Source organism: Pantoea sp. 22096 (genome assembly GCF_052045955.1).
In the GTDB taxonomy this organism is placed as follows: domain Bacteria; phylum Pseudomonadota; class Gammaproteobacteria; order Enterobacterales; family Enterobacteriaceae; genus Pantoea; species Pantoea alfalfae.
The window spans coordinates 1,357,336-1,372,189 of the sequence record NZ_JBQEPW010000001.1 but is presented as its reverse complement, the minus strand read 5'-3'; the positions used below and the strand labels follow the sequence as shown (position 1 = coordinate 1,372,189).

General features: G+C 59.0%; 13 protein-coding genes. 5 read left to right on the top strand and 8 right to left on the bottom strand.

Features of this window, described 5'->3' with window-relative positions; translation table 11 throughout:
• Positions 1–172 precede the first annotated feature (172 nt).
• A complete protein-coding gene (locus tag ACTJKZ_RS06335; protein WP_202605020.1) occupies positions 173–847 on the top strand; it encodes a gamma-glutamylcyclotransferase in 675 nt (224 codons plus the stop codon).
• A 94-nt stretch (positions 848–941) separates the two neighbouring features.
• Here the strand turns inward: ACTJKZ_RS06335 and ACTJKZ_RS06330 are convergent, their stop codons facing one another.
• From ACTJKZ_RS06330 to ACTJKZ_RS06295, 8 genes are all read right to left on the bottom strand, one after another.
• A complete protein-coding gene (locus ACTJKZ_RS06330) occupies positions 942–2,369 on the bottom strand; it encodes a serine/threonine protein kinase (RefSeq protein ID WP_222924134.1) in 1,428 nt (475 codons plus the stop codon).
• A gap of 44 nt (positions 2,370–2,413) precedes the next feature.
• Complete coding sequence (locus ACTJKZ_RS06325) at positions 2,414–3,367, bottom strand: hypothetical protein (protein WP_161735595.1); 954 nt, start codon at positions 3,365–3,367, stop codon at positions 2,414–2,416.
• 14 nt (positions 3,368–3,381) lie between these two features.
• Positions 3,382–4,158, bottom strand: coding sequence for a PP2C family protein-serine/threonine phosphatase (locus ACTJKZ_RS06320; protein ID WP_161735597.1), 777 nt, complete (start codon positions 4,156–4,158; stop codon positions 3,382–3,384).
• Positions 4,155–5,291, bottom strand: coding sequence for a type VI secretion system-associated FHA domain protein TagH (tagH, locus tag ACTJKZ_RS06315; protein WP_440829371.1), 1,137 nt, complete (start codon positions 5,289–5,291; stop codon positions 4,155–4,157). The genes ACTJKZ_RS06320 and tagH overlap by 4 nt, the downstream gene beginning before the upstream one ends.
• A gap of 36 nt (positions 5,292–5,327) precedes the next feature.
• Positions 5,328–6,026, bottom strand: coding sequence for a type VI secretion system-associated protein TagF (gene tagF, locus ACTJKZ_RS06310; protein ID WP_161735601.1), 699 nt, complete (start codon positions 6,024–6,026; stop codon positions 5,328–5,330).
• 13 nt (positions 6,027–6,039) lie between these two features.
• Entirely contained in the window at positions 6,040–8,154 is a 2,115-nt protein-coding gene (gene tssM, locus ACTJKZ_RS06305) for a type VI secretion system membrane subunit TssM (protein WP_285085823.1), read from the bottom strand.
• Positions 8,154–9,371: a type IVB secretion system protein IcmH/DotU gene (icmH, locus tag ACTJKZ_RS06300; protein WP_161735605.1), complete on the bottom strand. Its 1,218-nt coding sequence runs from the start codon at positions 9,369–9,371 to the stop codon at positions 8,154–8,156. Before icmH ends, tssM begins: the two co-directional genes overlap by 1 nt.
• 85 nt (positions 9,372–9,456) lie before the next feature.
• The gene (locus tag ACTJKZ_RS06295; RefSeq protein ID WP_013357636.1) at positions 9,457–9,948 is read right to left on the bottom strand and encodes a hypothetical protein; all 492 of its coding nucleotides are present in this window, start codon (positions 9,946–9,948) and stop codon (positions 9,457–9,459) included.
• Positions 9,949–10,435: 487 nt separating this feature from the next.
• Between ACTJKZ_RS06295 and ACTJKZ_RS06290 the strand changes: the two genes are divergently transcribed.
• The 4 genes from ACTJKZ_RS06290 (at position 10,436) to ACTJKZ_RS06275 (ending at position 14,847) form a co-directional block, all read left to right on the top strand.
• Entirely contained in the window at positions 10,436–11,647 is a 1,212-nt protein-coding gene (locus ACTJKZ_RS06290) for a nitrate regulatory protein (RefSeq protein ID WP_222924132.1), read from the top strand.
• Between the two features lie 263 nt (positions 11,648–11,910).
• Positions 11,911–13,161 carry a CmpA/NrtA family ABC transporter substrate-binding protein gene (locus ACTJKZ_RS06285; RefSeq protein WP_161735628.1) on the top strand — a complete coding sequence of 417 codons (1,251 nt, stop codon included), beginning with the start codon at positions 11,911–11,913 and terminating at the stop codon, positions 13,159–13,161.
• 11 nt (positions 13,162–13,172) lie between these two features.
• On the top strand, positions 13,173–14,045 hold the full coding sequence (gene ntrB, locus ACTJKZ_RS06280; protein ID WP_222924131.1) for a nitrate ABC transporter permease: 873 nt from the start codon (positions 13,173–13,175) through the stop codon (positions 14,043–14,045).
• 10 nt (positions 14,046–14,055) lie between these two features.
• Entirely contained in the window at positions 14,056–14,847 is a 792-nt protein-coding gene (locus tag ACTJKZ_RS06275) for an ABC transporter ATP-binding protein (protein ID WP_161735610.1), read from the top strand.
• Positions 14,848–14,854: the final 7 nt, after the last annotated feature.

The following is a 14,854-nucleotide window of genomic DNA, read 5'->3' as shown; positions in this document are numbered from 1 at the left end:
TGTCTGCGCTATCAGGTTTATCTGGTTTTTTTTAACCTGCGACGGGAATCACGCTTGAAACGCCGCGCGTAAATAGATTAATGTCAGTTTGATGATCGAAACGCCGTGCCGTTTTGGCGATCATGTTAAAGGAGCCATTCTGCAGGACGCTGTTGAAGTCGAGGAGGTCGCATTGCTTACCCGGGAATTTCTATTAAGAGCGGATTGTAAAACGTCATTCGGGGATATCGATGAGACGCTGCTCTGGAGTTGCGAGCAGCGCGCGGCTTCGCTGGCAGCCACGCTGGCCTGCCGTCCCGATCACAGCCCGGTCTGGATCTTCGGATACGGCTCGCTGATGTGGAACCCGATTTTTGAGGCGGATGAAGTCGCATCCGGTTCGCTGGAGGGCTGGCATCGTGCTTTCTGCCTGCGGCTGATTGCCGGACGCGGCACCGCCACGCATCCCGGCCGCATGCTGGCACTGAAGCAGGGTGGCCGCACCACGGGACTGGCATTTCGTCTGCCGGAAGCGCGGTTACATGAAGAACTGACGCTGCTGTGGAAGCGTGAGATGATTACTGGCTGTTATTTACCAACATGGTGTGAGTTACAGCTGGAGGATGGCCGCAGCGTCACTGCGCTGACCTTCATTATGGACCCGCGCCATCCGCTTTATGAATCGGACTCCTGCCCGGAGGCAATTGCGCCTTTAATTGCCGCAGCCAGCGGCCCACTGGGATCGAATGCACAGTATCTGTTTGCGCTGGAAGAAGAACTGACCCGGCGCGGTATGGAAGAAGAGAGTCTGAGCCGACTGGCGCATCAGGTGCGGACGCTGCAGCAATCCTGCCTCAGGCAGGCCTGAATCCCGACCGGCATAGCAAAAGGGCGCGTTTTTATGACGCGCCCTTTATTATCTGCGCCGCTGACAGCTGCGACGAACCTGCTAATCCGGTCAGCTAGTTGCCAGGATTAATCAGCCAGGTGCCCGGCTTATCAATCGTCAGAGATTGCGTGTGCAGCTCACTGCCATTTTTAACGTCAATTTTATACTGTCCCGCCGCCAGATTCAGCGCGGCAAATCCGCTGCTGCCAGGTTTGACCTCAACCGGCTGTCCATTCAGCACCACGCTTTCACCGCTCTCCAGCTTAAGATAAACCGTCGCCAGCGCGGCAGGCACGGCGGCGGCTGGCGGGGTTGATGCGGGTGCCTGCGTTGCGGCTGCCGGGTTATTAACGACATCCGGTGTGGCACTGTGGCGATTAGCCAGCCAGACGGTGACGACCACGGCCAGAAGCGCCACGGCAGCCAGCCCCAGCAAGCCTGGCGACAGCCGCCGCACCGTGCGCGGCGTTACCGGCTCCGCTGACGCCGCAGCATGATTCATCGCCATCACCACCGGCGGAGCCGCTTCAACCGGCTCCTCGACGGGCAGCGCGGGCGGCTCGCCCGGCACCGGGAAGCTGTTTACCACGGCTTCCACATCACTGACCGGCAGATCAATCAGTGCCGCAAAGGCGTCAATCGTTTGCGGACGATCGCCGGGTTTCATGGCCAGCGCGCAGTCAATGGCATGCAGCAGCGGCAGCGAGTAGCCTTCTGGCTGACGTTCCACCAGCGGCTGATAATTATCTTCAATACAGCGCACCACACTCACTGGCGGTGGATTGCCGGTAATCAGGCTATGCAGCACCGCGCCCAGCGCGTAAATATCGGTCCACGGTCCCTGTTCGACTTCACCTTCTTCGCTGTACTGCTCAATCGGCGCAAAGCCAGGTTTAAGCATGATTTCGGTTTCATCAGAGAGGTTGCCAATCTCTTTACGCGCCGAGCCGAAATCCAGCAGTACCGGCAGCTGGTTCTCCTGAATCTGGATATTGTCGAGCGAGATGTCACGATGCAGATAGCCGGCCTGATGGATAGTGCTGATGGCCCCAAGGAGCGGCGGCAGCAGGCGGCGGATCCAGGCTTCAGAGATCGAGGCCGGGCTGGTGAGCTGCCACTCTTTCAGCGTCATCCCGCTGTAGTAAAGCGTGCCCATATAGGCCGTGCCGTTCTGTTCCCAGAAGCGCAGCACGTGCAGCAGGCCGGGATGATTAAAGCGGGCCAGCAGACGCGCTTCCTGAATAAAACTGGTCAGCCCGGCATTAAATAGCTTCTGGAAACGTTCACCGCGCAGCTCCAGCGTTAAGTCGGCGGCACGGACAGCCAGCGACACAGGCATATACTCTTTAATGGCAATAGTACGTTCAAGCTGGTGATCCCACGCGCGATAGACGATGCCGAAGCCGCCGCCTCCGATCACTTCCTTGATCTCAAATTCATTGAAACGGTATCCGTCAGGCAGGGCATTCGGAACGGTTTTCGGATTATCATTAGCCGACATAGTGAACTCTCTGTACACGGCCTGGTCGTCAGGCTGCGCGGTAATTAATTGATGTTACGCCAGGCACCAATGGCAGGATCAACCAGATCCGCGTGCAGGGTGTCGATGAGTAACACATTCACTTTTTGCTGTGGCATGAAATAGGGCGCCCACTGGCTGCGCAATGTATCGACTCGCGATTTCACAGCGTCAGCATCCTGCTGCGCAGCATTCTTATCCATCTTTATTAACAGCGCACCATTGAAGCGCCAGACATGCTGCCGGGGATCAAAAGGCAGCACCAGCCAGCTATCCGGCGTATCCTGGCGTGTCACAATCATGCGCTGATTATTGGCAGCAATGACTTCCAGCTTGCTGTCCGGAATCGTCAGGTTGGCGATGGGGTAACCCTGATAAAAGGTGACCGCAACCGGCGTCGGATGATCCGCTGTCGCCAGCGTCAGTTCACTTTTGCCTTCTGCCCAGCCGTCCGGCGAGCACTGCTGCTTGCTGACATCCGGAATAAACAGGGTCTGTGCATTGTCATCCCAGGCGGTGCGGAAATGGCAGCCGCTGGGGAGATCAAAATGTTGCAGCGGTGTGCTGTTGGCGGGCCGTGACAGGTCGAGTGGGGCAGCATTGCTGTCACTGGCGCTGGCTGTCGCATCCGCCATCACAATCGGCCGCCAGTTCTGCAACTTGCTGGCGCTGCCGCTGGCCAGTACGCCACCCTCTTTATTGGTCATCTGCCAGGGCAGTTCGTCCAGTAAGCCGCACTGATTCGCGAGCAGGGTGCCCACGCGCGGTAAAAAGGTGGTCAGTACGGCCGAATCCTTACTTTTGCCGGAGACGATACGCAGCGGTAGCGTCTCTTTACACCAGTCGTCAGGCGCTTTACTCACCACATTATCGATATAAACCTCCAGCGCCAGGCTGGGGGAGTAGACCACACGATAATTTTCAGCCTGGGCATTAAAGGCAATCAGCAGAGTGATGATGCCGGGCAACCACAGTTTCATAAGGATCCTTGGAATCAAAAACGAGGCGGCAGAAAGCGCGCCGAATCAGCCAGTGAATAGAGCAGTGTTGCCTCCTCCGGCTCACCAATCCAGACCGCCAGTGCGCTGAGATTATCTTTTTTAACGTTGCGGCTCACCGCCTGTTCCATCAGAGCCAGCCACTCTTCGCAGGCATTTACCATGCGCAGCGCCTGTTCCATTTCACTACTGGTCAGATTCAGCCAGAAGCCATCGGTGCAGACCAGAAAAGCGTCCCCATCCTCCAGCGCAATCTCCTGCGAAAAGCTGACTAAGCGAGGCGGCTCAGCGCCGAGCGCATTATAGAGTAAATTACTGTTAATGCCGGTATTTTCATAGCCCGCTTCTTTCAGCTGCTGGGCCAGACTGTGGTCCCGGGTCACCTCGTGAAGCACGCCCCGTCGGAAGTGGTAAACCCGGCTGTCACCGGCATGCGCCCACCATGCACGCTGTTTCTGGCGGTCAATAAACAGGGCTGCCAGCGTGGTGCTCATGCGGGAATATTTCGGATTTTTACCCTGTGCCTCATGCAGCGCTAAGCGGCACTGCTCGATCGCCTGATGGGTGATTTCCGGCGTAAAGTCGGTGTGCGCCTGTATCTGGCTCAGCAGGGTGTCGCGCACCAGCTGTGCCGCCATCTCGCCACCGGGTAGACCGGCCACGCCATCGCAGACCACAAAACAGGCTTTTCGCTCATCCAGCTCGGCACCCGTGCGATCCTGATTCTCATCGCGTAGCCCCTGCTGGCAGCGGCTGGCAAAAACGATTTTCATGCGTCGTCCACCCGCGTCTGAGAATCTTTATACTGATTCACTTCCATGTCATAGGCATGAAGGAAAGCTTCGCCAAACAGCGTATGGAAATCATCTTCGATCTCACCGGCAGTACGCTGGTAATTACGCATGAAGTAGTCCCATAGCGCCGCTTTCTTCGCGGTGGAAAACGGCAGTTTTGACACCAGACCATCGGCGCGCGCCTGCTCCTCCAGCCGCTGCGGATTAAAGGATTGCAGCATCGCCGCGATAATGGCGCGAATGCCGGCAATCATGCCCAGCTGGTGGGCCTGCAGATCGACCAGCGCATCGCGCACTGCCTGTTCCGGCGGCATAAATCCGGGCATCTGACTCTGATACATCTGCATCAGCACGGTTTTGCCGGAGGGCAGGATTTTGAACGGGTTGTTGGCCTCATTCAGAATCATGGTCATGTCCGCTTTCACGCCCCGTTTGAGAATGGAACGTGATGAGAGCAGGGCCACGGTGCCCTGAGAAAAGAGGCTCAGCATCCGGCCGGTAATGCGCATCTGCTCTTCGTCAACCGGTGTGGCGTGGCCGTTGCTCAGCCCCATGCCGTCCAGCAGGGCGGCGATTAGCCGATCCTGATCCACCGGCTGTGCCGCCAGCGCCCGGCGTGGCTCACTGGCCTGCGGCTCGATCGCCAGCCGCGCATCACTGTGACGCTCTTGACGTGAAGGCGGCACGTCGTTGACCAGCAGCCGATCCTCAACCTCATGATGTTCGTGAATGCCCAAAGGATTCGCGGGCTGGGCGCTGTCACCCGCAAACAGCGCCAGCGGATCGCTCTGCGCGTTCTGGCAGGCGGGATCGCGCACTTCGAGCGCATACTCACCGATACGCAATGCGTCGCCGTGCTTAAGCAGCACCTGCATGCCGCGACCCAGCGTAATGCCGTTATGCTCGACCGGCGTTACGCTGCCCTGGTTGGTCAGCCGGCACTCCCCGTCATGCGACAGGTGAACCAGCGCCTGCAGGCGCGAAATAGCCCGCGTCTCATCCGGCAGCACCAGATCGTTGTCCTGACTGCGGCCGATGGTGCCGCCAGGCGGTTGAAACGCGACGCTTCTGACCGGAACATCCGTAGTGCATTGCACGATGGTAAATTGCATGAGTTATCCCAGATTGAACGGCAAACGCATCCGGCCTCACTCGAACATCGGAGGATAGAGGCCATTACGTCCCGGCTGTGCACCTGCCGCCGGGTTAAACAGTAACGAAAACAGTTGCGCCGTGAGGTTGCCGCTGTGCTTGTGGGTCGCATGGGCAAAACCATCACTGCGATTACTCCACCAGTAGCTCATATGCTGCTGAGGGTCGAAACGTTCGGCCACTTCACGCCAGCTCAGCGTGCAGGGCAGATCCTGAAAACCGATCACATCCATAATCTCAGAGGGCTTCCTGGCGGGCACCAGCAGCGGCGGCAGCGCCTGGATCTGCTGCTCTAACTGCTCGCCGTTCAGCGGCGTCTGAACCGCCCGTAACAGGGTCACGCCCAGATCCTGAAACCAGTCACCGGAGATGGTCAGCTGAGCCGGATGCCACTGTGCCAGCGGAAAGCTGTGCAGTGCCAGCAGCGGCCAGGCGCGCCCGACGCGGTCACAGGAGGGCAACAGACAGCCCATCTGTACGTGTGGCCGGGTCGCGGTCACCGGCAGGACAAAGTTCCATACCGGCGCGTGAAGAAAGTTCGCGCTGTATGACCAGGCCTGCTGATGCCAGTGCATTAATCCCTGCTGGAACCAGTGATTCCACGGGCTAATCTGTTGCTCACTCAGACGACGGTGCAGAAAGTCACCGGTCGACGGCAGCTTGCCATACCAGCCGGGGGCGGTGTAAGCAGCCATGTTCACCTCACCATTACTCGCTTTGCGAGTGTGATCGCGCGGCCGGGTGCAGCGGTGCTGCCGCCAGCACGCTGCCCACCTGGCCCGCGATTTTAAGATTGTCTGCCAGCTTGCGCATCATCAGTGCATTGTCACGCGCATAAGGCGATGACTGAATCTGCTGATCCAGCAGCTGGCTCAGGTGCCAGTCGAGCTGCTGCAGATCGCGGGCGCTTACCGTATCGGGCAGCGAGCGCTGTAAGTTTTGCAGCAGCCATGCCCGTAAAAATTCGCCATCGTAATTGCGCGGTTGATAGAGCATCTGATAGGCGCGCAGCGCATTGCGGCTGTAGGCGTTATCATCACCCGGATCGTTGCGCAGAATGTTGGTGATCTGCTGCGCCACGCGCGGCAGCAGCAAAGACTTAAGCGCATTTTGATAAAGCACCCAGGCGGCATCGCTGACCTGACTGCCGCGATATAAGCCAGCCCGCATAGTAAGCGGCGGATTATCGAGAGAAAAACGTTCCGACAGCGGCAGCTTCACCAGGTTGTTAAGAAAGGGTAGCAGATCAAAAATATTATCAGCAGGCTGATGAATCACCTGCTGACTCTGCTCACGAATGGCGGGTACGCGCGCGGCCACCTGCTGCAGATAGTGCTGATTCTGGTAGTAGCTGATGCCCCACAGGCTGGAGGCGATTAACAGCGCGCCTGCCAGCACGCCGTAGCCAATCCAGTGGAACAGCTGATTGCGATACTCCCAGCGGCGATTACTGCCCGCCAGCCCGCTCTCTTTAAAGACCAGATCGCTCAACAGGTCTCGAATAAAGAAGCTCTGGCCTTTGTTGCCGGGAATCGGACTGTTGCGATTAACGCTGTCCCAGGCGGCAATCGAATGTTCGCCCGCCTGACGTAACTGCAGTTTACGGCTCAGTTCACCCATCACCCGATCAAACGGCAGGCCTTCCTGCGTGCCGCTGGTAAAGAAGAGGCCGCGCGGGCTCCAGGCGACGGCATCCTGATGATCAGAAAAGACGATATCGAGATACTCGTTCAGCAGCGGGCGCAGTGAGGCGAACTCCTGCGGGAAGAGGAAGCATTCAGCGCGCTCATTCAGGTCGCGCTCCTGAGTCATCTGCTCCGCCAGCTGCTGCTGTAGCTGCTCTTCCAGCCGCTGAAATTGCTGGCCAAAATGACGATGCCAGTCATCTCTGTGCGGCCTGGTCGTCTCCCGGTTAAACGTAAAGCCCCAGATAGCGTCACGCCGCGCTTTATCAATGTTGCCGAAGTAGCTCATAAAGCCTTTCAGCAAATCAGTTTTGGTGACCATCACATAGACCGGGAAGTGAATGCCTGTCTGCTGATGCAGTTCCGCCATGCGCTCACGCAGCGCACTGGCCTGGGCAAAACGCGCTTCGGCAGAATCGCTCAGCAGATCGGCCACACTGATGGTCATGATGACACCGTTAATCGGCTGGCGGGTACGATAGCGTTTCAGCAGATTGATAAAACTGTGCCACTCCGCGGCATCGCGCACGCGCTGGCTCTCCTGCAGCGCATAACGCCCTGCAGTATCAATCAGCACCGCGCTGTCGGTAAACCACCAGTCGCAGTTGCGGGTGCCGCCGACGCCACGAATCGCCTGCTTACCCAGCGTATCGGTCAGCGGGAAATCGAGGCCCGCATTAAACAGCGCGGTGGTTTTACCGGCACCGGGCGCACCCATCACCAGATACCAGGGCAGCTGATAGAGGTAATTGGCATTAAAGCGCGAGAGCAGATTGCCGTTGTGACGACGGCCAAACTGGGTGCGTTTCAGCTGCATCGCCGCTTCGCTGAAGCGCTGATTAAGCCGCTCCTCCGTCATCTGACGTTCCGCCGGATCGTCGTTGCCCGCCAGTTGAAGCTGGGTCAGTAAGCGGCTGTTAAACCAGGCACGATAAAGCGACGGGATTAGCTGGAACAGGATCCAGAGAAAATAGAGCGCGCTCACGGTGAGCTGGCGAGGGAGCACCGGTTCCAGGGGACGCGACTCGCCCCATGTCCAGAACGGCCCCAGCATCCAGACCAGACAGCTCAGCGCCGTGACGCCAATAAAGCTCCACAGCAGGCGATGCGTTAACAGCAGGCGAAGGGAAGCGCGCATTATTGTGCTCCTTGATGATTACTGAGCGTTTCAGGCGCGGCAAACAGGGTGATCTCAACGCGGCGGTTGCGGGTCCGGTTTTCGCTGCTGTCGTTGGGCAGCAGCGGGTCGCTGTCACCACGGCCTTCAGAGCGTACCGTATGACCGTCCTCCAGCTGCAGCTGCAGCAGCTGGGTGATGGCACGGGCGCGGGCGAATGAGAACTCATAGCTGGAGGCAAAACGGCTGTTATCCACCGGATGATCGTCGGTAAACACGGACACCAGAATGGTGCCTTTGACATCTTTCATCGCAGTTGAGACGCGGGCCAGCAGCGCGCGGCCCACCGGGTTAATCACCGTGCCTTGCTCGGCAAACAATTTGTCTGCGGGAATAATCACTTTACTGCCAAAGGCACCATCGCTGACTTCGAGCTGTCCGGCAGCGATCACATCGTTCAGTCGCTGACGCAGATCGAGCAGCGCCTGCGGAGAAGAGGGACGGCGGCCCGCAGTAATCTGCGGCAGCGGGGTCTGATAGATGGTGCGCAGCAGCGGTTCGGCAGCGTTGCCGAGTCGCCAGTTCAGGCCGCTGTAGATCAGGCAGCCGATGAGCGCGACCAGCATGGCGCAGGCCCAGAGCGGCACCATCGGGCGGGCGAGGGTACTGACCAGCGGATGCACCTCGACCAGCGGGGGTTGCGGGGTCTGGCGCTGGGCGCGCGTCTCGTCAATCAGGCTTTTCAGGCGCTTACGGATACCGTCGCACTGGGCGCGGCCATTTTCACTGCCGCGATAGCGGCCTTCATAGCCCAGCAGCAGGCAATATTGCACCACTTCCAGCAGCCAGAGGTGTTGTTGCGGACTTTGTGAAATGCGCGACAGCAGCTGAAAGAATTTCTCGCCGCCCCAGCTTTCATTGTGAAAGGTCACCAGCATGCCGTTGCCCGACCAGACGCCACGCGTGCCCCAGGGGGTTTGCGCCGCGGCTTCGTCCAGCGCGCTGCAGATGCAGTAACGCGCGCCGATAATCATCTCAAACGGCAGCCCTGCCTGTTTACAGCGTTGTTCAAACTGGCGAATTTCATCGATCAGAGACTGGCGCAGACCCGCAGGGTCATCATGGGTGGCTGCCTGACGAATTTGCACCACCGCATTCAGCAGTGGCGCCGCAGCCTGAAGTAATAGATTCTCATTGCCCGAGGGGGTCGCCTCACGCGCAGGGGATTCCACAGTCATTAATTCGTGATCTTCCAGCCAATGGCAAATCCCTTTACCCGCAGCACAGGACGGTGCTGCGGGCAATATGCGCCGGATTTCATATTCAGTCTAAGATCCAGGTCGCGGTATCATTAGTCCGACAGGCTTTACTCGCGCCCCCGACGGCCACGCAGACCTGTTTCGCTTTCCGCGGACGGGGACGATCGCTCTGCAGCGTGGCATCGTAACGACTGCTCTCTACACCCGCTTTTAACGGTACATAACCAATCAATGGGCCATCGGCCTGGTCAGCAATCGCCAGCCAGCTGTGCTCCACATTACCTAATACTTCAAACGGTTTACCCGTTTCGAGATAGCGAACGACTTTGCCGCCGTAATCCGGCGAGGTCATAACCGAGGCACCATAGAGCGCCCGCCAGGTCTGATTGACCGGCTCAAATTCAGTCGGTGCTGCGACAGCGTGTCGATGGACCAGTTTAACGCCGTTAATTTCGCTGGTGACCAGCGTATCGTCAGTGACGGGCGGCGGCGGGGCCTTACAGCCTGCCAGGGTAAGCACCGCCAGCAGCGTTAACGCAAGACTCTTTTTCACCATGTTCCTCGTGATCTCATCAAAGTATCTGCATATTGCCAGGCCCGATGCAGGAGGCGCTGTTTTTCGCGCCGCATCGTGCCGAAAGTCTGTTTTTCAAAAAAAGTTCAGATTACATCAGGATAGTTACGCGTTTAGTCTACCTAAGACTTTTGAGAATTCAAACCATTGCACACGCTGCCGATGCGTGATAGCAGACGCTTTCTGGGCGGGCTGCGATATAAGAAAAGCGCCAGGCAATGCGATAGTTAAAGCGAACTGAATTATCGCGGGGACAAACTGGTTGAGAACAGTGCCGCGCATTCTGACATGCAATGGATTCGATTGGAAACTATTAAGTCTTTCTAATATTTTGCTGCCGATAAAATTTATCTCTTCAGCTAAACGATCTTATCAAAATCAGAATTTACGCGCCGGATACGCCTGCCTGTTTTCCGGAAAGCGGCACGCCTTTTGCTTCAGAAAGGTTTTAACGGCGGAGAGGTGAAACATGGATGCCCTGACCTGGCTGCAGGCCTCGCGTGACAGCGATATTGCCAGCCTGCAACGGCTGCTTGAAACCGGCGAGCTGATGGCCGCCGTCAGTGAGCTGGTTCATCGGCTGCAGCGGGAACGCGGCGCAAACAATCTCTGGATCTGCTCCGGTGGCACGCTCTTCAGCGCCGAGCGCCACGCCCGTCAGCAGGAGGTCAGCGCCGGCCTGCACCATTTTTACCAGGCGCTGCCGCACGCCATAGCACAGCCCGGTTTCAGTCGTTTCTGCAACCTGATTGCCGCCGCCCTGCAGGCACTGGAGGGACTGCCCGCGCTGCGTCAGCAAATCAGCCAGCATGAGCGGGATCAGGCTGCGGCGATGGCGGCGTTTAATCAGGTGATCCGCACCTTACTCAATCTGGTGTTTGAGGCAGCCGACACCGCCAGCGATCCCGGTATCTCGCGTGCACTTATCGCGCTGTTCAGTTTTATGCAGGGCAAAGAGCTGGCAGGACAGGAGCGGGCCATCGGCTCCGCGGGCTTTGCGGCGGGGCACTTCACGCCTGAGCAGCGCAGCCAGATGGTGGCGCTGATTGCGGCTCAGGAGCAAAGCTTTACCACCTTCCGGGAGTTTGCCGACGGCGTCGCCTGTGCAAGCTGGCAGCCGCTGTCTCAGGCCAGCCGGGATATCGAACGGCTGCGGCGCATCGCCTGCACCGGTAGCCAGTATGATGAAACCGGCGCACTGGAGTGGTTTTCTCTGCTCTCCGATCGGCTGGACCAGATGAAAACCCTGGAGGATGCCCTGACGGCCACGCTGATGCAGCGTTGTCGTGAGGCGATTGAGCAGGCGCAGCAGCAGGCGGCATCGCCGGTCGTTCGGGGCGACAGCAACTTCTCGCTCTACGTCTCGGGAGCTGACTGGCTGCCCGGCGCGGCTGCGCTCAACAGTGACGGTCTGGCCCCGCAACTTGGACGGTCGGTGCTGTCGCTGATTGGTGAGCAGTCACAGCGCCTGCAGCAGCAGGCGGATGAGCTGGCATCAATGCGCGCTTCACTTGACGAGCGACGGGTGATCGATCAGGCCAAGCACTGGCTGATGAAGCAGCAGGGTTTCAGCGAAGAGGCCGCCTGGCAGGCGCTGCGCAAAAGTGCGATGAACCAGAACAAACGGGTACTGGAGATCGCGCAGGCGGTGCTGGCGGTGGCGAAAACCCTGAGCAACTAACCCGGATGAGGTAGCTGCACAGCCTTTGTGCGTGATCTGCGTCAGAAACGTGCAAAAAAGGTTAATTTCTCACCAGGCTGCCCCCCGCAGATTGGCATTAACACGGCTTGAGCGATCTGGCACACCCTTTGCTTTAACCCTACAGAGAGTACGCATTGCTCCCGCCAATGGCGGTGGGGTCGGTGCTTTGGATAAAGGCGTCCATCCGCAGGCTTCGGCTTGTCGGAGGATGCCTTTTTTTATTTCTGTTCAGGGGCAAGATGATGAGCAAAACGCCATTTTCACTGACACGACGTCAGGCGCTGATCTCCGGTGCGGCGCTGGGTGCGGCCTGGATCGTGCCGGGATTACGAAATGCAGTCTGGGCAGCCGGCTCCGATGCGCCAGAAAAGGCGCAGGTGCGGGTCGGCTTTATTCCACTCACCGACTGCGCGCCGGTCGTCATGGCGTCAGTAAAAGGCTTCGACAAAAAGTATGGCCTGACATTGCAGGTCAGCAAAGAGGCGAGCTGGGCAGCGGTGCGCGACAAACTGACCTCCGGCGAACTGGATGCGGCGCATGTGCTTTACGGCATGATCTACGCGCTGCAGCTGGGTGTGGCGGGGCCGCAGCACGATATGGCAAACCTGATGACGCTTAACCACAACGGCCAGGCGATCACCCTGTCGAACCAGCTCAAGGCAGGCGGCGTCACCGATGCGGCCAGCCTGAAAAAAGCCGTTGATGGCAGTCCGAAAGGCAGCCTGACCTTCGCCCATACCTTTCCTACCAGTACGCACGCCATGTGGCTCTACTACTGGCTCGCCAATGCCGGCATTCATCCGTTTGACGATGTGCGCACCGTGGTCGTGCCGCCGCCCCAGATGGTGATGAACATGAAGATTGGCAACATGAGCGGTTTCTGCGTCGGTGAGCCGTGGAACCAGCGTGCCATCAGCGACAACATCGGTTTTACCGCTGCGACCAGCCAGCAGATCTGGCCGGAGCATCCGGAAAAAGTGCTAGGCACCCGCGCGCAGTGGGTGAAAGAGAACCCCAATACGGCCCGCGCGCTCACTGCTGCCGTACTGGAGGCGGCGCGCTGGATCGATGCCTCAGACGATAACCGCCGTGAAACCGCGCAGGTGTTAGCCGGTCGTGCCTGGATCAACACCAAAGTGGAGACGCTGCAGGGGCGGATGCTCGGCCAGTACGAGAACGGGTTGGGACAGTCGTGGCAGGACGCGCATCCGATGCGCTTCTTCGACAACGGCAACGTCAGTTTTCCGTGGCTCTCCGACGGGATGTGGTTCCTGACCCAGATGAAACGCTGGGGACTGCTGGCCAGCGATCCCGATTACCTCGCCGTGGCCCGCCAGATCAACCGCATCGACATCTACAAACAGGCCGCCAGCGCCGTCGGGCAGATGGCACTGCCCGCCAGTGAGATGCGCAGCAGCACCCTGATCGACGGCAAAGTCTGGGATGGCAGCAATCCTGCCGCCTATGCCGCCAGTTTCGCCATCAAACGTTAAGAGAGGTTGTTATGAAAACTGACGTGCGCGCCCTGACGCAGCCGGTACAAACCCCCGGCAGTGCCACCGTTATTCCGTTACAGGTCACCCCCAAAGCCGCCGTTCGGCCGGCACGGCTGCGTCCGTTTTTGCAGCACTGCATTCCGGCTGCGGGCGGCCTGCTGCTGATGCTGCTGGTGTGGCAGATCGCCGCCCTGTCCGAACCCTCGTTTCCCTCGCCTTACGCGACCTGGCAGGCCGCGCAGGTACTGTTCGCTGACCCGTTCTACAGCAATGGTCCCAACGATCAGGGCATTGGCTGGAATGTGCTGGCCTCGCTGCAGCGCGTCGCCATCGGATTCGGCCTCGCCGCGCTGGTGGGCATTCCTGCCGGATTTCTGCTGGGGCGCTTCACCTTTATGGCGCGCATGTTCAATCCGATTATTGCCTTACTGCGCCCGGTCAGCCCGCTGGCCTGGCTGCCGATTGGGCTGCTGCTGTTTCAGCGCGCCGAGCCGGCCGCCAGCTGGACCATTTTCATCTGTTCGATCTGGCCGATGATCATCAACACCGCCGAAGGGGTGCAGCGCATTCCGCAGGATTACCTCAACGTGGCGCGGGTGTTACAGCTCTCTGAATGGACGGTGATGCGCCGGATCCTGCTGCCCGCCGTGCTGCCTGCGGTGCTCACCGGGGTGCGTCTCTCTATCGGCATCGCCTGGCTGGTGATTGTGGCCGCCGAAATGCTGACCGGCGGGCTGGGGATCGGTTTCTGGATCTGGAACGAGTGGAACAACCTCAACGTGGCAAACATTCTGATCGCCATTCTGATTATCGGCGTCGTCGGGCTGCTGCTGGAGCAGGGTCTGATGCTGCTGGCGCGTCGTTTCAGCTGGGAAAAATAAGGAGAACATCATGCAGCAACACATTATTCGCGTTCAGCAGGTGAGTCAGCGTTTCAACACCGCCAGCGGCGAGTTTCTGGCGCTGGACAACGTCAGTTTTGATATCCACGAAGGGGAAACCCTGAGCCTGATCGGCCACTCCGGCTGCGGCAAATCGACGCTGCTGAACCTGATTGCCGGATTAACCCGTCCCAGCAGCGGCGTGCTGCTATGTGATAACCGCGAAATCACCGGACCCGGCCCGGCGCGTGCGGTGGTATTTCAGAACCATTCGCTGCTGCCGTGGCTGACGGCGTTTCAGAACGTCGAACTGGCGGTGCAGCAGGTGTTTAAAGGACGCTTCAGCAAAGCGGAGATGCGCGACTGGATCGAACACAACCTCAATCGGGTGCAGATGAGCCACGCCATGCACAAGCGGCCTGGCGAAATCTCCGGCGGCATGAAGCAGCGTGTCGGCATTGCCCGGGCGCTGGCAATGAAGCCGCGCGTGCTGCTGCTCGATGAGCCATTTGGCGCGCTGGATGCCTTAACCCGCGCCCACCTGCAGGACAGCGTGATGCGCATTCAGCAGGAGCTGAACACCACCATTGTCCTGATCACCCATGACGTGGATGAAGCGGTGCTGCTCTCCGATCGGGTGCTGATGATGACCAACGGCCCGGCAGCGCAGGTCGGCGAAATCCTCACCGTCGATCTGCCGCGTCCGCGCTCGCGGGTCGCGCTGGCGGATGAGCCGCGCTACCACCAGCTGCGCCAGAAAGTGCTGCATTTCCTCTATGAAAAACAGACCACGGCCGCATAAGGAGCAG